The sequence below is a fragment of the Spirosoma aerophilum genome (assembly GCF_054782495.1).
The window spans coordinates 1-17678 of record NZ_BAAGSJ010000031.1 but is presented as its reverse complement, the minus strand read 5'-3'; the positions used below and the strand labels follow the sequence as shown (position 1 = coordinate 17678).

14 protein-coding genes are annotated in these 17678 nt (G+C 52.9%); 5 read left to right on the top strand and 9 right to left on the bottom strand.

Annotated elements, in window-relative coordinates:
* The first annotated feature begins 1 nt into the window (after position 1).
* Both ACYVK4_RS27180 and ACYVK4_RS27175 read left to right on the top strand, forming a co-directional pair.
* A complete protein-coding gene (locus ACYVK4_RS27180) occupies positions 2-1609 on the top strand; it encodes a RagB/SusD family nutrient uptake outer membrane protein (protein ID WP_461130722.1) in 1608 nt (535 codons plus the stop codon).
* Between the two features lie 161 nt (positions 1610-1770).
* Positions 1771-3744: a S8 family peptidase gene (locus ACYVK4_RS27175; protein WP_461130721.1), complete on the top strand. Its 1974-nt coding sequence runs from the start codon at positions 1771-1773 to the stop codon at positions 3742-3744.
* A gap of 152 nt (positions 3745-3896) precedes the next feature.
* Here the strand turns inward: ACYVK4_RS27175 and ACYVK4_RS27170 are convergent, their stop codons facing one another.
* Complete coding sequence (locus tag ACYVK4_RS27170; RefSeq protein ID WP_461130720.1) at positions 3897-4610, bottom strand: SDR family oxidoreductase; 714 nt, start codon at positions 4608-4610, stop codon at positions 3897-3899.
* Between the two features lie 163 nt (positions 4611-4773).
* On the opposite strand from ACYVK4_RS27170, the gene ACYVK4_RS27165 reads away from it, so the two are divergent.
* Positions 4774-5607 carry a porin family protein gene (locus ACYVK4_RS27165; RefSeq protein WP_461130719.1) on the top strand — a complete coding sequence of 278 codons (834 nt, stop codon included), beginning with the start codon at positions 4774-4776 and terminating at the stop codon, positions 5605-5607.
* A gap of 215 nt (positions 5608-5822) precedes the next feature.
* Here ACYVK4_RS27165 and ACYVK4_RS27160 read toward each other — a convergent pair whose 3' ends face one another.
* From ACYVK4_RS27160 to ACYVK4_RS27145, 4 genes are all read right to left on the bottom strand, one after another.
* Positions 5823-6548: a head GIN domain-containing protein gene (locus ACYVK4_RS27160; RefSeq protein WP_461130718.1), complete on the bottom strand. Its 726-nt coding sequence runs from the start codon at positions 6546-6548 to the stop codon at positions 5823-5825.
* 184 nt (positions 6549-6732) lie between these two features.
* On the bottom strand, positions 6733-7932 hold the full coding sequence (locus ACYVK4_RS27155) for an efflux RND transporter periplasmic adaptor subunit (RefSeq protein ID WP_461130717.1): 1200 nt from the start codon (positions 7930-7932) through the stop codon (positions 6733-6735).
* Positions 7933-7981: 49 nt separating this feature from the next.
* A complete protein-coding gene (locus tag ACYVK4_RS27150) occupies positions 7982-11224 on the bottom strand; it encodes an efflux RND transporter permease subunit (RefSeq protein ID WP_461130716.1) in 3243 nt (1080 codons plus the stop codon).
* 39 nt (positions 11225-11263) lie between these two features.
* Complete coding sequence (locus ACYVK4_RS27145) at positions 11264-12676, bottom strand: TolC family protein (RefSeq protein ID WP_461130715.1); 1413 nt, start codon at positions 12674-12676, stop codon at positions 11264-11266.
* 273 nt (positions 12677-12949) lie between these two features.
* On the opposite strand from ACYVK4_RS27145, the gene ACYVK4_RS27140 reads away from it, so the two are divergent.
* Both ACYVK4_RS27140 and ACYVK4_RS27135 read left to right on the top strand, forming a co-directional pair.
* The gene (locus ACYVK4_RS27140) at positions 12950-13627 is read left to right on the top strand and encodes a response regulator transcription factor (protein ID WP_461130754.1); all 678 of its coding nucleotides are present in this window, start codon (positions 12950-12952) and stop codon (positions 13625-13627) included.
* Positions 13624-14889: a sensor histidine kinase gene (locus ACYVK4_RS27135; protein ID WP_461130714.1), complete on the top strand. Its 1266-nt coding sequence runs from the start codon at positions 13624-13626 to the stop codon at positions 14887-14889. The genes ACYVK4_RS27140 and ACYVK4_RS27135 overlap by 4 nt, the downstream gene beginning before the upstream one ends.
* 5 nt (positions 14890-14894) lie before the next feature.
* On the opposite strand, the gene ACYVK4_RS27130 is transcribed toward ACYVK4_RS27135, so the two are convergent.
* From ACYVK4_RS27130 to ACYVK4_RS27115, 4 genes are all read right to left on the bottom strand, one after another.
* Complete coding sequence (locus tag ACYVK4_RS27130; protein ID WP_461130713.1) at positions 14895-15737, bottom strand: SDR family NAD(P)-dependent oxidoreductase; 843 nt, start codon at positions 15735-15737, stop codon at positions 14895-14897.
* Positions 15738-15921: 184 nt separating this feature from the next.
* On the bottom strand, positions 15922-16806 hold the full coding sequence (locus ACYVK4_RS27125; protein ID WP_461130712.1) for an NAD(P)H-binding protein: 885 nt from the start codon (positions 16804-16806) through the stop codon (positions 15922-15924).
* Positions 16807-16905: 99 nt separating this feature from the next.
* Positions 16906-17121, bottom strand: a complete 216-nt coding sequence (locus ACYVK4_RS27120; RefSeq protein ID WP_461130711.1) for a hypothetical protein — start codon at positions 17119-17121, stop codon at positions 16906-16908.
* Positions 17122-17178: 57 nt separating this feature from the next.
* Positions 17179-17637, bottom strand: coding sequence for a MarR family winged helix-turn-helix transcriptional regulator (locus ACYVK4_RS27115; protein ID WP_461130753.1), 459 nt, complete (start codon positions 17635-17637; stop codon positions 17179-17181).
* Positions 17638-17678: the final 41 nt, after the last annotated feature.

Here is a 17678-nt window from a genome sequence, read left to right as displayed (position 1 = left end):
CATGAATTTCAAGAACTCATCTTTATATTTAGTTCTGAGCGGATCGCTGTTTTTAGCATCCTGCGACGTGAACAATCTGGAGCCACAAACGGCTCTGTCAGAAACAACGGCCTTCCAGACACCCGAGCGTATTGCGCTGGCCGTGGCGGGCGTATACGACGGTGGTCAATCCGGTTTTTATGCCGGTGGCGCCGTTCGGGGCTATGCATTTGGCGCTGCCCACCTGCAACAGGGCGACATGCGGGGTGAAGATATGGCGCTGGCAGCAACCTTCTACGCCGTCACGTATCAGAACAACTACGACCCTACGCAGCCAAACAACGTGTATTACTGGCAGAATGCGTACGCCATGATCAACCGGGCCAACGTGGTTATTGCCGGTTTGAAAACAGCAACGCCATCGGCGGCTCTGACACAGGCACAAATTGACGCCTACGAAGCGGAGTGCCGGTTCCTGCGCGCTATGGCACACCACTATCTGGTCGTGAATTTCGCCCGTCCGTATAGCGACAATCCAACAGCCGCTGCCGGTGGTGTTCCCTATCGGACTACGGCCGTAACGGGTGGTTCGTCGGTTGACGAAGCCATCAAGCAGGGCCGCAACACAGTGGCTGAAACGTACGACAAGATCCTCGAAGATCTGAACTACGCCGAAGAGAAGCTACCGGAAACGCGAACCGGTAATATCAAGATCACGCGTGCGACTAAAGGCGCAGCCATCGCGCTGAAAACGCGGGTTCGCCTGCACCAGAACAACTGGGCCGAAGTGATCAAAGAAGCCAATAAACTCGTTCCAACGGCGGCTCCCTTCACGAGCCCGATTGGGGCCTATGCGTTGACCACATCGCCACTGGGCGCGTTTGGTTCGGCGAACAAGAACAACACGGAGTCGATTTTCTCGGTCGAAAACAACGACGTGGATAATGCCGGCGTAAACGGTGCTCCTGCTTCGATGTACTCAGCAGTAAGTACAACGGGCCGGGGTATTATCCTGATCAGCCCGATCCTGTGGAACCAGCCGTTCTTCCCCGCTACAGACTTGCGGAAATCAGCTACAGCTTTTGCCGCCGATACCCCAGGCTCAGCCGGGAAAGGGGGTAACTTCACCCGCAAATACCCGGATGTAACGACCCGGACAGAGAACGCGCCAATCATTCGCTATGCTGAAGTTCTGTTGAACCTGGCGGAAGCCCTGGGCCGTAGTGGCACGGGTGTCGATGCGCGGGCGGTAGCTCTGTTGAGTGCCGTACGGAACCGGTCAGTGACGGATGCCGCTAACCAGTACACGGCCGCTAGCTTTGCCACCGGCAAAGATCTGGTTCGGGCCATCATCAACGAACGCCGTCCCGAGTTTCTGGCAGAAGGTATGCGTTGGCTGGACATTCACCGTCTGGCCCAGGACGCCGACTTCAAACAGGCGGATGGTATTCCGGCTAAAGCTGATATTTCGATCACGAACTTTGCTCCGCTGTACACCAACAACCCGGCTACAACGTTCAGGCTACAGGCGGGTATCCCCTACAGCGATTTCCGTTTTGTATGGCCAATCCCGGCCGAAGAGCTGCTGAACAACCCAACGCTGGCCAAACAGCAGAATCCGGGTTACTAAGCAATATGGTTTTAATCACTAAAAAAGGTCTCCGTGAAAACGGGGACCTTTTGATTTATATGTAGTGCCGAGCGTCGGCCCGGTGACCGTCAGTACTACAACAGCACATCATTATCTTCTTTTTAAGCGTTATTTTTAGACAGAAGTCAACGAAATTCATCATGCCTGCACACCTTGTCCGTCTACTATATACGCTTGCTCTAACCAGCCTATTCACCGCAGCTCAGGCGCAGTTGCCCATTCGCAACACACGCTGGAAAGGCGTAGTGCTCGCGCCGGACGAGGTGCCCGTAACGTTGCTGTTTCGGAATGACACGCTGTCTGTGACACCGGATAATGAGACCACGCCACTGGAAACGATGCGGTATCAGCAGGTAAACGACACGCTGGCATTACAGAAAATGTCGGGCCAAAGCCCGTGCGGCCTGAGCCAGGTAGGACTTTATCGCCTTGTTTACCTGAATAACGGCGAAGGGCTGTCGTTGCAATTTATTCGGGATGACTGCCCGGAACGCCAGCAGGCTTTTGCGTCGAAAGCACCCTTTGTCCGGCAACGGCCGACCCTGAGCCAGCCTCCGCACAACTGGCCGTACCTCGACCCCGCTCTCGACTCAGTGGCCGGTATCAGTTTGTACAAGGCTTATGAACTGCTTAAAGGAAAACCCTCCGTGCCCGTCATCGTTGGCGTGCTGGACTCGGGCGTTGATATAACTCACGAAGACCTGCGCGACGTGATCTGGAAGAACCCCAAAGAGACGCCCGACAACCAGACCGACGATGATAAAAATGGCTATACGGATGATGTGAACGGCTGGAATTTCATGGGGGCCAAGGATGGAACAACCTATGAGTATGACCAACCCGAAATTACCCAGACCTACGTTCTCTTGAAGGATAAATACGATGCCGCCAATCCCGCTAAACTTAGCCCATCGGAAAAACGGCAATACGAAACTTATCAGAAAGCGAAGGCCCAGTTTTTGAAGCGGTATCAGGCGAGCCAGCCCAAACGTATAGCCTTTGCCGACACAGCCCGGTTCTGGCAGATCGCGAATCAAATCAGCGCGAAACTACCCGATGCCCAAACGAGTGCCACTGCCATTCGTGAGGTTGAAACGGGAACAGATTCTGTGGCTTTAGCCGTCAAAGGCATTCTGGCCGAAGCCTATGTAACTCAGTATGGCCCATTCAAATTTTATTTAACCCTCATTCGGAAAAATTGGGAGCGGTTCAGGCAAATTATGGGCAGCGAAGCTACCATTGCCTTCAATCCGGACTACAACCCAAGAGCCACCGTTGGCGACAACCCGGCCAATCCAACCGAACGGTATTATGGAAGTCCGCGTATGCTGATTGGTCAGTCGCAGCAGTTAGCCGTGCATGGGAGCCACGTGGCCGGTATCATTGCGGCCAAACGCAACAATGGCAAAGGCATTGATGGCGTGGCCGATAATGTACTCATCATGCCCGTTTCTGTGGTACCCTCCAATGGCGACGAGCGCGATAAAGATGTAGCCAACGGCATTCGATACGCCGTTGAAAACGGGGCAAAAGTGATTAACATGAGCTTCGGCAAACGCCTGTCGCCCTTTAAGGAGCAGGTCGATGCCGCCATCCGGTTTGCTGAAGAACGTGATGTACTGATCGTGCATGCGGCAGGTAACAACGGCGAAAATTACGATTCGCTCCCCGCCTACCCATCAGCCCGGTACGAGAATGGGAAAGTGGCGAAAAATGTGCTGGTCGTTGGCAACAGCACCTGGCGGGTAAACACCGGGCTTCCCAGCCGGTCGTCGAATTATGGTACGCAAACGGTCGATCTCTTCGCCCCCGGCACCGATATTCTGTCAACACTCCCCCATGACCAGTATGCCAGCTTTTCGGGCACAAGCATGGCCGCCCCCATGACCGCAGGCGTAGCCGCTCTGTTACGATCCTATTTCCCAAAGCTAACGGCCGTTCAGATCAAAGATATTCTGATGAAAAGCAGCTACAAGCCCGACCTTCAGGTACGTAAACCCGGCCGGGCCGATCAGTCCGTTCCCTTCAAAAACCTGAGCCGTTCGGGTGGTTTGCTGAATGCGTATGAAGCGGTGAAGATGCTATCTGAACCGGGATTTTCTGGATTTAGATGATTTACCTGATTAGTACAAAGTCGAACACTACTAAGGGTAATCAGAAATCTAAATGATTATCCCTGGTAGGTTCTATTCGAATACTACTGAAGCTGTCAAGGATAATCAGGTAGATCATTTAAATCCAGAAAATCCCGGTTCAGACATTCCGGTTACCACTCCGCTTCCTGCTTGTCGTGCCAGAACTTACCCGTTTCTGACTGCGGGGCTTCGCTGGCGAGCCAGACAATCGTTTCGGCACCTTTCTCAACGGGCCGACTGGCGGTGGGGCCGCCCATATCGGTACGTACCCAACCCGGATCAACGCAGTTGACGGCAATGTTATGTTCCTTTAAAGCCCCCGCAAATTGCCGGGTTACCGCATTCAACGCCGTTTTGGAGACGCTGTAGGCCGGTGCATATGTACTCATCTTGGCGAGTGAACCGGCTCCGCTCGATACATTCACAATACGGCCTCCATTGGGGCTTTTGTGCAGATATTGTAAGAATTCCTGAATTACCTGAATGGGACCGGCTACGTTGGCTTTGAACGTGCGGTTCAGCATTTCAACATTCAGATCGAGGATATTTTCGCCATGATCTTCCAGGATACCCGCGTTATTGACCAGCACATCCAGATGGTCGGCCTTTTGTGAGAACGTACCCGAAGCCGTTCGTATACTAACCGGGTCATTGACATCAAGCTGTATAAATGTTGCCTCATAACCGGCTTCGCAAAGCTCCTCGGCGGCTTCACGTCCTTTGGCCATATCGCGGGCACCGATAAATACGGCATACCCTTTCTGGGCTAACTGCCGGGCAATTTCTTTACCTATTCCTTTATTAGCTCCCGTAATGAGTGCCGTGCGCTGGTGTTCCGTTTTCATACGTACTGATTTACTTCTCTTTATTTACTCAACTTTCGGCTGAAATGTTTGTAAAAACAACCGTACCCTCAAACGAATCGACCGTTTCCTAAGACCTGTTACAGAATTTAGTAGATTAGCGACTAATCTTACATAGTTAATTTATTAATCCAGTACTTACCTAATGAAAGCATTAAAGTTTTTCCTGGCGCTTACTCTGTTGCCTGCTGGTTTAGCGATTGCGCAAACGAAGCCGGCAAGTACAACACAGCCGGCATCCCGAACGAAGCCGGCCAGTTCAACCGTGGCCACCCCTACCAACCGCCAGCAGGAACTGTATGATGAGCATCATGGTATTACCCGGAAACCAGCAAAAACGCCCTCGACTACACCTTCAACAGCCGATCGAGCCCAAACTCAACAGCCAGCCACCACCCAGCCGACAATGACAACCAGCCAGCCGGAGCGCGTAGCCAGCAGTACATCCGGCTTTCGAATCGGTGTACGGGGTGGCGTTACCTACCCGGTTTTTACCGAAGCAGTCACTGGTATTGATCCGGCCATCGGCTTTGTGGGTGGCCTGACCTTCAACTTTGGCAAAGGAGCTGTATCCTTTCAGCCAGAGATCAACTATACCCGGTATGCCCAGAGCGTTAAACTATTCGGTACGACATCGACTTTAGGCGCTGATGTTGTGGAAGTACCCCTATTCCTTAAATTCTCAACGGGCACCTACGCCGGAAACCGTTTCTTCCTGAACGTTGGCCCCTATGCCGCCTATGAACTGAACATCAGCGAAAACGGAAAAACAATATCCATTGATGGTGCCAAAGGACGCTTCGGCTTTGGAGCAGGTGCCGGTGTTGGCGCAGCCCTGAAAGCCGGACCGGGCCACGTCACGATCGAAGTTCGGGGACTTTATCCACTGGGCGATATCGATAATGGCTTCAGTACCGATTCAAAAACAATTTTTGGACAGGCAGCGCTCGGCTATATCTTCCCGCTGAGCGGCCGGTAACTAAAACATTTCTCATAGAGTGGGTTTCAAAATGGCGACGACCAGTTGGGCGTCGCCATTTTTGTTCATAGGCAAAGAGTGAAAGAGTGAAAGAGTGAAAGAGTGAAAGAGCGAAAGAGTGAAAGAGTGAAAGAGTGAAAGAGTGAAAGAGCGAAAGAGTGATTGTGAGTCCAGCGCTCTTTCATTCTTTCGCTCTTTCACTCTTTCGCCCCCCGTCACTTCCCCTGCTTCCGAATCTTGGATAATCCGGTCGCTTCCGTTGATTTCACGGTTGGGTTACCGGTATAGTTGACCGTACTAACGCCATCTGCCGAAGCCGACAACGATTCTGTTACGTGGATATCAGCCCGACTGGCCCCATCGACCCGTAGGTTGGCGTGCGCAATGGTTAATTTATCCGCATTCAGTTTACCCGCTCCCGAAAGGCTGATATCAGCGTCGGTTGCCGTTCCCTCCAGATTGGCCTGTGACCCTTCCCGGACGGTTAATTTCAGCATTTTAGTTGAAATGGGGGCGGTTATCCGACTACCGGTCTCGACCGTAGCCACTAGCTTGTTGGCCTGAATAGGCCGATCTGACTCGACAGAAGAGCCAGTGCTCACCATCACCTGATCAAGTTTGGCAACGTGCAGCGTGACGGTGACCCCTTTGGTCTGGTTATAACTTTTATTCTGCGTCAGCATTACCGTCAGTTCGCCGTTTTTCACGTCGGTCACCACATGCTCCAGTATATTGCTTTCACCTTCCAGATCCAGTATACCGGCATCGCCGGGCACAATACGCACCCGCATGCCTACCCGCACCGATAGTTTACTAAAGCTGCTGATTGTGCGCTGTGTCTTGATGATCTGGCCGTTCCCGACAATCGTAGTCTGCGAATAACCTACCTGATATACAGCGAGTATCAGGCTAATCAGTAACGTAATGCTAATTCGTTTCATAACCAGGGAGTTGAGGTAAAAACAGTTGTTATTGACAAGGAGTAAGGTTAGTGAAAAAACGTTGCTTCCGCGCTACAAGACCCCAAAAGTTTACTTTGGTGCAGACGCTCGTTAACTACCTTTATGAGCAGACGAGACCCTGGCCCATCTTCCATAAAAGGTCTCCACACTTACCCGTTTTACCTTACTTACGCGTAGATGTTACGGCCTGACCATCCCGAATTTCTTCGGATGCCGTTCTAACAATAGCCACGCCGGGCTGCAGATCGCCAAACACTTCGACCAGACTATCCACCACATTACCTTTCTGCACCGATACCCACTGCGCCCGGTTGTCGCGCACGCGAATCACAAACATCTTTTCGCTCGAACTGACAACCGATGTTACCGGCACGAACAGTGTTTTCGCCAACCGTTCAATGGGCAGCGTCACATCGGCATACATACCCGCTTTTAAATCATGCCCGGCGTTGTTCACGTCGAACTCGGCCATCATGGCGCGGTTGGCTTCTACCAGACTCTCCGCCGACCGCGCCAGTGTCGCCTTAAATCTGCGCTCGGGAATGGCGTTGACGGTAAATGAGACGGCGCTTTTGGTTTTCAACTGATTGGCAAAGGTTTCGGGAATGGCTACCGTCAACCGGAGTATGCGGTTATCTTCCAGCACAAACAGGGGCTTGCCGCTATCGCCCGAACCGACTAATGCGCCGGGGCTGATGTTTCGTTCGATCACGATACCGTCGAAGGGAGCCGTGATGGTGAGGTACTGCCGAAGCTCGGTTTTGGCCTGGTAGTTGGAACGGGCCGCCTGCACCGTGCCGCGCGCCACAGCTACCATAGCGCTGTCGGCCTGCATTCTGGCCTGGGCCTGGTCAATTTCATTGGCCGACACGGCTCCCTCCATTTTGGCCGTTTGCACCAGCCGCTGGTAGGTTAGCCGACTGGCCCGGGCGCGGGTCGTTTGCTCCACCAGCGTAGCTTCCTGCGCCTGCAGCTGTGCCTGCGCCTGGCTCAGTTCCGAGATGACTTCCGGCGCTTCGAGTCGGGCCAGCACCTGCCCTTTCCGAACAGAAGTGCCCCGGTCAACGGCGATATCGCGCACGTAGCCCTTTACTTTAGCGTACATATTTACCCGGTTCCAGGGTTTTAATTCACCCGGCAGCGTAACCTGCTTGCTGGGCTGCATCGACTGAACCGTAGCGACGGCAACGGCCTGGACTTCGGGCTCTTTGCGGGCGGATTTGTCATCGCTCACGGCCGATGAGCAGGAAGCCAGTCCAAGGGCGAGACAAGCAGGGGCGATTAGCGGCAATAGGAGCTTCATTGTCAAAAAAGAGCGAAAGAGTGAATGAGCAAAGGAGCGGTTAACGATTGAAAAGAGCATGTCTGTATCAGTTGAACGTGAACATTAGATCGGCTTGAGCTATAGGTTATTACACGCTGGCAGTTGTCTCCTGATGATAGAATTTACTTTCTGGATCTTCGGGATCAAGGGATACAGACTGAAGGGCGGCTTTAGTCTGAAACTGTGTGAACACGCAGGGTAACACCAGCAGGGCGGCCAGCGTCGACGCGATCAATCCGCCAATAACGGCCTGACCCAGTGGCGCAATCTGGTCTCCTCCTTCGCCCATGCCCGAAGCCATTGGCACCATCCCGGCAATCATGGCAATACTGGTCATCAGAATCGGGCGAATCCGGCTGTTGGCCGCCATGACCACCGCCCGTCGTGTATTGCCGGTTTCCAGGCGTAAGTTCTCGGCATTGGTCACCATCAGGATGGCGTTGGCCACCGACACCCCAACCGACATGATCAGACCCATGTACGATTGCAGGTTCAGCGTAGCGCCACAGGCCAGCAGCATCAGCAAGGCCCCGGCCACCACCGCCGGAATAGCGGCCATAATCACCAGCGACAGCTTGAAAGACTGGTAGTTGGCCGCCAGCAGCAGGAAAATAATGACAATGGCCACCAGCAGACCGTTCTGTAAACTATCGAGTGTATCGACCAGCAGATTGGTTTGCCCACCCATGTCAACCAGTACCCCACGCGGAGGCTCTCCGGCTTCTTTAATGGCTTGCTCAACGGCTTTGCGGGCCGAACCCAAGTCTTTATTCTGTAGATTGGCCGTTACCGTTACCAGCCGGTTTGGGCCGGCCCGGTCGTATTCGCCGGGGGCCGTACCTTCCGAAAACGTAGCCACATCGGATAATAGCGGGTGCATTTCGCCACTCTTGAGCGGAATGTTGCCCATGTCGCCGGCACTGCTCATCTGGTATTCCGGAATCTGCACCTGCACCTGGTAGGCCAGTCCTTTCGACTCATCCAGCCACAGGTTCTTATCCGTAAAGCGACTCGATGAAGTAGCGGCCACCATAGACCGGGCCACCTGCGTAGACGTTACGCCCAACTGTCCCGCCCGTTCGCGGTTCATGGTCACATTCAGCACAGGATACGACAGGGGCTGGGCAATCTGCACATCGCGCAGAAAATCAATTTTCGTCATCCGCTCCCGAATCTTATTGGCAAATCGCCCCGCTTCCTTCAGGTCTTTAGCCGCCACCGTTACCTCAATGGGAGTCGATGCCCCCTGACTCATGATCTTCTCGGTCAGCTCAATGGGTTCGAAAGAAATGCTGGCGGCTGGTAAAGCTTTGGCAATATTGGCCCGGAGTTCTTCTTTCAGGTTATCCATTTTTACCGGATACTCCTCTTTCAGCGATACCTGCAGCACAGCCTCATGCGGCCCACTGTTGAACACGAAAATATTCGACGTACCATAACTGGAAGGCACGGTGCCGACATAAGCCGATGAAATTTCGACCGCGTCAGGATGCTGCCCGTCTTTATCAACGGTTTGCTTTATGATATCGAGCACTTTCAGCGTTGCCATTTCTGTGCGTTCAACCCGTGTTCCATCCGGAATACGAAGCCGCATCTGAAACTGATGGCTGTTGCCGTGTGGAAGAATATCGGTACCAATGAACGAGAAACACAGGCCGATAATGACCAGGCTGCCCGCCAGATACCCGCCAACGACCCATTTGCGCCGATTCAGGATTTTTTCGAGGGCTGCCGAATACCGTTGCTTGAACTTGTCAAATCCGGTGGCGTTGGCTACGGGATGCGTGCCTTCCTGCTCGATCATGTGCCGCTCTTCGGCGTCGAGGGCGAGGGTTGGCGCTTCGTGGTGCGGGTGGCTTTTCAACAGCCAGTTAGCCAGTACCGGCACAAACGTCTGCGACAGCAGGAACGACGCGATCATGGCAAAACCAACCGATAATGACAGCGGCAGAAACATCGAACGTGGCACACCGCTCATGACAAAGGCGGGTGCAAACACCGCCAGAATTGCCAGCAGGATCAGGAATTCGGGAAAAACAATTTCTTTACACGCATCCCAGATCGCCACCGCTTTCGGCCGCCCCATCTCCAGATGCTGGTGAATATTTTCAATACTGACGGTGGCCTGATCCACCAGAATCCCGATAGCCAGCGCCAGCCCCGACAGGGTCATGATGTTGATCGTTTGCCCAAAGAGGTTCAGCAAAATCACGGCGCACAAAATAGAGATCGGAATTGTCAGGACCACAATGATCACACTACGCCAGTCGCGCAGAAAAAGCAGCACCATCAAACCGGTCAGCACGGCCCCCAGAATCCCTTCCGTTACCAGGCTTTTCAGCGAGTTGGTTACGTAAACCGACTGGTCAAATTCGTAGGAGATTTTCACATCTTCCGGCACCGCTTTTTGCAGCTCCGGCATGGCTTTGCGGATGTTGCTGACCACATCCAGCGTCGACGCATCCGACTTTTTCACCACCGGAATGTATACCGCCCGGCGGCCATTCACGAGCGCATAGCTCACGGTTACGTCGGCGGCATCCTCCACCGTCGCAATGTCGCGCACGAAAACCGTTGGGCCAGACCCTACACGTATGGGTATGTTCAGAAAATCCTCCGGCTTCTTGACCAGCGAGTTTACGGGCGTCATCAGCGTTTTCTCGCCAATACGGATGTTTCCGGCTGGCGACGGCTGGTTATTGGTAACGATGGATTTGATCACCTCCTCCGGCGTTAGCTGATAGCTCCGCACCAGCTGCGGATTTACCCGAACAACGATGGTTCGCTGGTTACCACCGAAGGGGGGCGGACTGGACACCCCCGGAATGCGGGAGAACATGGGCCGCACCCGCGAGGACGCATAATCCTGAATTTCGTTGAGCGAACGCGTGGGGCTTTCGAAGACCAGCTGCCCCACCGGCACCGAACTGGCATCGAAACGCACAACCTGGGGCGGCACCGTGCCCTCGGGCATATATGCCTTCGCACGCGACACGTTATTGGCCACTTCAGCGGCTGCCTGCGCCATATCGGTACCCGGATAGAATTGCAGCTTAATGAGCGACAGTCCCTGAATGGTTTTTATGTCAATGTCGCGGATACCCGACACATACAGGAAGTGGTCCTGATAGCGGGTAGCGATAAAACCGTCCATCTGGTCGGGGGCCATACCCCCGTAGGGCTGCACCACGTAAATGGTTGGCAAATCGAGGTTCGGGAAAATATCGACGGGGATCGTGAACAGCGATATTACCGAGAAAAACAGGATAGCCACAACGCCCACAACGACCGAAATGGGTTTCCGTAAGGCGGAACGAATGATGTTGTACATAGGAGGATTTGGTATGTAGAGACGTAAGGAATTACGTCTCTACCTGACTTGATTCATGAATAAAGACAGATCACCATCGGCAGCTGACTTCAGCAGCAGATACCGCCAGACGTTGCTGGTGGCGACGTAGCCGTCTACTTCGGCCCGGTTGAGCGTCACGACGCTTTGCAGAAGTGTGGGCAGGTCGGTCAGACCATTCTGGTAGCGGGTCTGGGCCTGATTATACGCCTGCCGCGCAGCCCGTAGCTGAACGGGTGTTTGCCTGGCCTGCTCCAGCGCCACCTGATACTGGGTCTCGGCTTCCTGATATTGCCGGGTAATTTGCAGCCGCTGCGTGTTGAACAACTGTCTCGACCGCTCGACCAGAAACTGATCGGCCCGATAGTCCTGATTTGCCCGTAACAGGTTCGTCAGGTTCCAGCGGGCCACCACGCCCAGCAGGTAATTACCCAGCTGATACCCCAGTCCGTTTAACTGATTCGTCTGAAAAATATCGCCCTGGTTCGAGAAGCCGGAGCCACGGGCATTGCCGGCCCCCACCAGCGAAATAACCGGCATACCCGACCGCTGGGTAGCCAGACTCCGAGCCGCCGACAGGTTGATCTGCGACTGAAACAACCGCAGCGTTGGGTTCTTTGGTGAGAGCGAATCGGACAGGAAAGTACCGTTGGGCAGCGAGCTGTAAAACTGCATGCTGTCTACCTTCATGCCGGGCTGAAGCTGGCCCGCCAGTTCAGAAAGCCGTAGCCGCTGCACCTGTTCGCGCTGTTGGCTTTCGAGAAGCAGCAACCGCGCCCGAACCGCTTCGGCAGTGGCCAGAGCGCTATCGACACCCGCCCGCATACCCGACCGAACCCCGGCATCGACAACGCGCTTGAACGTTTCGGCCCGTTCGAGATTACTCCGCTGAATCTGCACCAGTTTCTGATTGATTAATAAAAGCAGATAGGCGTCGATGGTGCGAACCTGGTGCTGAAAAATCTCATTGTCGTAATCAGCCTCGTTGCGCTGGAGATCGGCTTTGGCGGCATTGATATTGGCCTTCACCCGTCCGAATGTAATGGCACGCCACTCGATGGACGCACTGGTGTAACTACCAAAACTGGCCTGCGATATGGCCACCGGCCGAACACCTCCCGACGTCGATATCGCCGTGCCTTCATTGGGGAAATAGGAGTTATTGAGGCTGTTACTGGTGGCATAGGTATACTGATCCTGAAGGATTACCGTGGGCAGCAGTTCCGTTCGAGTGGCCTGAAGCCGTCGCTGGGCACTGCTCACTTCGGCCTGTTTGGCGCGCAGGAACGGATATTGCCGAACGCTCTGCTCCACCACCTGATTCAGCGTCAGGGCTTGCCCCGATGCCTGAAGAGCCAGCAAGCTCATTCCCAGAATGAACAGCCTGGCGGTTGATTTCTGACCTGCGGTATGCTTGACTTGTACGTGTTTCATCCCAGACAATACATCCGGCCTTGATTTCGTGCTCGGATTCCGTCAGCAAAACACGACCTCAATTCTGGAAACATTTGGGAAAACAGGCGGTTGGCCGAAGAAAATGAGTTGATTAAGGCAATGACGGCGTTAAGATGAAGCTTTGGTTACCGGGCACATAGCGATCAAATGACTGTAGCGTGGCGGTAGTACCTAATGAATTTGTGAAACGTCGATTCCTAAATCTTTCCAGAATTGACCGCTACCTTCGTTCACTACTTAGCGGGTAACAGCATGAAAGTACTGGTTGTGGAAGATGAGCAGGGACTGGCCGAAGGTATCACCGACTACATGGTCAAAGAGGGCTATATCTGCGAAACGGCGGCTACCTTTCGGGAGGCCGATGAAAAGATTCATCTGTACAATTACGACTGTGTGATTGTCGATTTGACGCTGCCCGATGGCAACGGATTTGGGTTGATACAGACGCTCAAACAACTGGTAGCCACAACGGGCGTGATTATCATTTCGGCTCGTAATGCACTGGAAGACAAGATAAAGGGACTGGAGATTGGCTCTGACGACTACCTGACCAAGCCCTTTCATTTATCCGAACTGAATGCCCGCGTCAAGTCGCTGCTGCGTCGGCGGCAGTTTGGCGGTCATACCGAAATCCGCTTTCGGGAGATCAGCGTTTCGCCAAATGCCCGGAAGGTATTTGTGAACGGCCAGCCCACTACCCTATCCAGAAAAGAGTATGATTTGCTGTTGTACTTCCTGTCGAATACAGACGTGGCGCTAACGAAAGCTTCCATCGCCGAACATCTCTGGGGCGACAACATCGACTCTGCCGATTCGTTTGATATGGTATATTCACATATCAAAAACCTGCGCCGTAAACTGCTGGAGAAAGGAGCCGCCGACTACGTGCAGTCCATTTACGGCATCGGGTATAAATTTGGCCAGCCTTGAAACTGCTCACCAAAACCAACCGGATCTATCTGGCCTTCTCACTGGTGGTTTACCTGTTGACGGCCGTAGCGTTTTACCAGATCATCCGGTTTCTGATCTACGACGAGGTCGAAAGCCGGTTGAAAGTCGAGAAGCGCGACTTCGAAGCCTATGTTCACTCCCACAATGCCTGGTCGAGCAGCCCTTATTTTGTCGAGAATAAAATAGAGGTTGTACCCGTGCGGCAGGCCCCGGCAACCGGCGAATTGTTTACCGACACCCTTATTCGCAACCGATACGATGACGAGCTGATTCCGTTTCGGCAACTCACCTTCTACGCACCGATTCAGGGAACCATGCACCGAATCGAGATCAGGAAGTCGCTGATTCAGACGTATCGGCTTATTGAAGTGATCACGATTACAATGGCTTTGTTTCTGGGTCTGCTGCTGCTGGGAACATTCTGGTTTCAAAGCCGGCTATCTGTCCAGCTCTGGTACCCTTTCTACGACACGCTGTCGCGCATTAAAGTATTCGACCTTCGCAACAGTAAACCCCTGAGACTATCGCAGCCCGACATTGCGGAGTTCAGCGAGTTGAACGAAGTCCTGCAAAAGATGGCCGACAAAATGCAGCATGACTACCGGAATCTGAAAGAGTTTACCGAAAATGCCTCGCACGAAATGCAGACGCCCCTGGCGCTGATCAATGCGAAAGTGGAACAGTTGATTCAGTCGGAGCAGTTGACAAAGGCACAAACGGACTGGATTGAAAGCATTTATCAGGCATCCCGGCGAATGGCCCGGCTCAATCAGGGCCTGCTGCTACTGGCCAAGATCGAGAATGGACAGTTTGTGGATGCGCAACCCATCGATCTAACCGCCGAACTAACCCAGCGACTTACCGATATGGAGGAAGTCCTGCTTCACAAACAGATTACGGTTACGTATCAGCCCGGCACTCCGTTTCAGGTACAACTCCCGCCTTTTCTGGCCGACAGCCTGCTCTCCAATCTTGTCAGCAATGCCATTCGCCATAATGTAACAGGAGGCTGCATCGACATAAGCTCTTCGACCGACCACCTCTCGCTGCGTAACACAGGCCCTGGCTTAGCCACAGACCCCGCCAGTCTGTTTCTTCGGTTCCGGAAAGATACCACAAGCAATGCCTCTGTCGGCCTGGGTCTGGCTATTGTCAGGCAGATTTGTGATAGTTATCAGTTGGCCGTTTCATACAGCTACGCCGACGAGCGGCACACGCTTACGTTGACGCGAGCCGTTTGATCGGACTACACAAACGCCAGGCTTTTTTCCCACAAATCGGCCGCCTGCTTGCTGGTCACGTCGTTATGCTTGATTGCTTTTGGCGCTGAGTCGGCAAAGAAACCACCCGACCCGCCCGCATTGCCGTTCCGTTTCGTCACCTCCGATAACGGGGCTGTGGCCAGAAAAATGGACGTTTCGGCACCCCGCTCGGGTGAGCGCATGAACGGCCGGGCAAGGTTCATCATAAAGCCCAGTGCACCGGTAAAATTACTGCCAAAGCCCGTGTTGACCACACCGGGGTGTACGGCGTAGGCCGTTATACCGGCATCGGCATAGCGTTTTGCCAGCTCTTTAGTGAACAGGATATTGGCCAGCTTCCCATCGCCGTAGGCCGACATAATGGATATTTTTTTGTCGTACTGCAAAAACCGGGAAGCCTTCCCCAGCGCATAAGCCGCCGACGAGAGGTTAATGATCCGGGCTTCACCAGCCGCTTTGAGCAGATCCATCAGGTAATAGGTCAGCACAAAATGGCCAATATGGTTGGCAAAAAACGATTTCTCGACCGTCCCGACAAACTCAATTCTGTCGGGTGAATAACCAGCGTTGTTAATCAGCACATCCAGTTTTTGGTGGGTCTTATTTACCTGTTCGGCGGCTCTTTTTATCGAATCGACATTGGTCAGATCAGCAATCAACAGTTCGACGGTTACGGCCGGATTTATTCGTTTCAGGGTAGCCATAGCCTCCTGACCTTTTTGTTCGTTCCGGCAAACCAGAATCAGGTTAAATCCTTTGCGCGCCAGTGCCTTTGCGGTGGCCAGCCCAATGCCAACGTTAGCCCCTGTGATCAATGCCGTTTTCATGTGTAAAAGCTGTTAATGATAAATTAGTGTCGATACGATACCCGATAGGGGTGTACATAAAAAAACAGATTCGTGCAGAATAGTTCGACATCGACTAGTCTGCACGAATCTGTGGGATAAACAGATCTGCATCAAATTAATGTGCAGACCTATAATTCAGTAGGTGTGGAATGGGGGTGGCGTGTCAGGCGTTGACAGCCGGAGCAAACTCGTTTTTGGCAAACGTTTCGAGCTTCACCTGACCAAAAGCTGGTTTGTTGGCATAAAAATCGGCCTGCATCCGCCCGTTACGAACAGACTCACCAAGTTTGGCGTATCCATTGGCCATCTCCTCGTTAAGGCCGGCCTGTTTGAGACCTTCTGTATATTGTTCATCGGAGAAAACCACCCAGGGCATATCGGGTTTGCCAATGGCTTCGCCCAGCACCCGGGCAATCTCCGGTCCGGTCCGTTCATCGCTGGCGATGTAACGAACCCGGTTACCCGTAAAGTCCAGATTTAATAACTCCGGCAAGGCGACAGCGGCAATATCGTCGGTATGCGTGAGAACAACCGGTTCATCGCCAAAGTTACTACCGGCAATCCCCGCCCCTTTCACCATGTCAATGATCCCGAAGAGATTGTACATGAAGTAGGAAGGACGCAGAAACTTATTGTTCAACCCCGATACGGCGGATAGTTTTTGTTCCGCGTCGAACAGCCCGTCAACGGGGCCGGTTCCCTCGCCTAAATGTGCTCCTATACTACTTAACAACACCGCAAAACGGATATCATTGGCCTCAATAGCGGCAATATAGTTGTCGATGATGCGGTTTTGAAAGGCCCGCCAATCCGTGACGCCCCATTTGCCGGGAATGAGCAGATAAACGGCATGGGCACCGGCAAACGTCTGCTTCACAAAATCCGCATCCTCCACGCTACCCACGGCGGCCTTTGCCCCGAGCGCTTCAATAGCCGATGCGTTTTCGTGTCGACTGGTAATAACAGTAACCGTATGTCCTGCCTTAACGAGGCCTTCGGTAATGGGTTTGCCGGTATGGCCCAACGAGCCGGTAATGATGTAGTTCATGGGGGTAGGAATGTATGATGTATTCTATATGATGTATTATAATCCGTCAGGGTTATAGGAAGGATACGATATCTCCTACATCATACAAAAGAATTCTCTTTAAAACATGAGTTTCCAGCCGTTGAAGAACAGGTCTTTGCCGGGTTGGCCAGACCAGTGGTGATGGTCGGCGGGCTCATCTACTTCGTGTGAGATTCCCTCCTTCTGCACAACAATGGCCGAGATACCTTTTTTAGCCAGCGAGCGGCAAATATCTTTCGTGGTTTCTGTTGCATTGCTGCTTACTAATCCGATGGTTTCGTCGTTCGTTTTCATGGCTATGGTTTGTTGTATGTGCAAACAATATTTATAGGAAATTTTTTTAAGGGGGCTCTAGCCTAAGGCCTGAGCCGCCTTGAACACCTGGTGTGTCAACTTACAAACGTCGTTTTCGCCAATAAGCTGTGAATAGTGTTTTCCGACACGATCCCAGGCTTCGGCAATTTCGGGTTGCAGGGCTATACCCTCCGATGTTGGATAAATGAGTGTTTTCTTACCTTCCGACTCCCGTCGGACCAAGTGTTTCTGTTCTAATTTTTCAACCAGACGAGTAATCGTCGATGGTGTCAGGTACAAGGTTTCACTCAATTCAGATGGGGTAATACCCGGTTGGCCTACGACTTCACACAACATATAAGCGTGTGAGTAACACATCCCAAACCGACCAAATTCCTCATCGCCGATGGCTGTAATGGCTCGTGAAAGTGCGTTTGCTGAAAAAAGTAAGCAAGCACTAAATCGCGTTACAGATTTATCTTCGTCAACTTCGACTGCTGTTTTTCCCTCGGTCATTACGTCCGTTCTGAAAGTATGATACAAAGATAAGGGATTAT

Bases quoted from the DNA above. Each gene is read 5' to 3' on its own strand.
- ACYVK4_RS27180 (WP_461130722.1), top strand. From the start codon at position 2: ATGAATTTCAAGAACTCATCTTTATATTTAGTTCTGAGCGGATCGCTG.
- ACYVK4_RS27175 (WP_461130721.1), top strand. From the start codon at position 1,771: ATGCCTGCACACCTTGTCCGTCTACTATATACGCTTGCTCTAACCAGC.
- ACYVK4_RS27170 (WP_461130720.1), bottom strand. From the start codon at position 4,610: ATGAAAACGGAACACCAGCGCACGGCACTCATTACGGGAGCTAATAAA.
- ACYVK4_RS27165 (WP_461130719.1), top strand. From the start codon at position 4,774: ATGAAAGCATTAAAGTTTTTCCTGGCGCTTACTCTGTTGCCTGCTGGT.
- ACYVK4_RS27160 (WP_461130718.1), bottom strand. From the start codon at position 6,548: ATGAAACGAATTAGCATTACGTTACTGATTAGCCTGATACTCGCTGTA.
- ACYVK4_RS27155 (WP_461130717.1), bottom strand. From the start codon at position 7,932: ATGCTCTTTTCAATCGTTAACCGCTCCTTTGCTCATTCACTCTTTCGC.
- ACYVK4_RS27150 (WP_461130716.1), bottom strand. From the start codon at position 11,224: ATGTACAACATCATTCGTTCCGCCTTACGGAAACCCATTTCGGTCGTT.
- ACYVK4_RS27145 (WP_461130715.1), bottom strand. From the start codon at position 12,676: ATGAAACACGTACAAGTCAAGCATACCGCAGGTCAGAAATCAACCGCC.
- ACYVK4_RS27140 (WP_461130754.1), top strand. From the start codon at position 12,950: ATGAAAGTACTGGTTGTGGAAGATGAGCAGGGACTGGCCGAAGGTATC.
- ACYVK4_RS27130 (WP_461130713.1), bottom strand. From the start codon at position 15,737: ATGAAAACGGCATTGATCACAGGGGCTAACGTTGGCATTGGGCTGGCC.
- ACYVK4_RS27125 (WP_461130712.1), bottom strand. From the start codon at position 16,806: ATGAACTACATCATTACCGGCTCGTTGGGCCATACCGGCAAACCCATT.
- ACYVK4_RS27120 (WP_461130711.1), bottom strand. From the start codon at position 17,121: ATGAAAACGAACGACGAAACCATCGGATTAGTAAGCAGCAATGCAACA.
- ACYVK4_RS27115 (WP_461130753.1), bottom strand. From the start codon at position 17,637: ATGACCGAGGGAAAAACAGCAGTCGAAGTTGACGAAGATAAATCTGTA.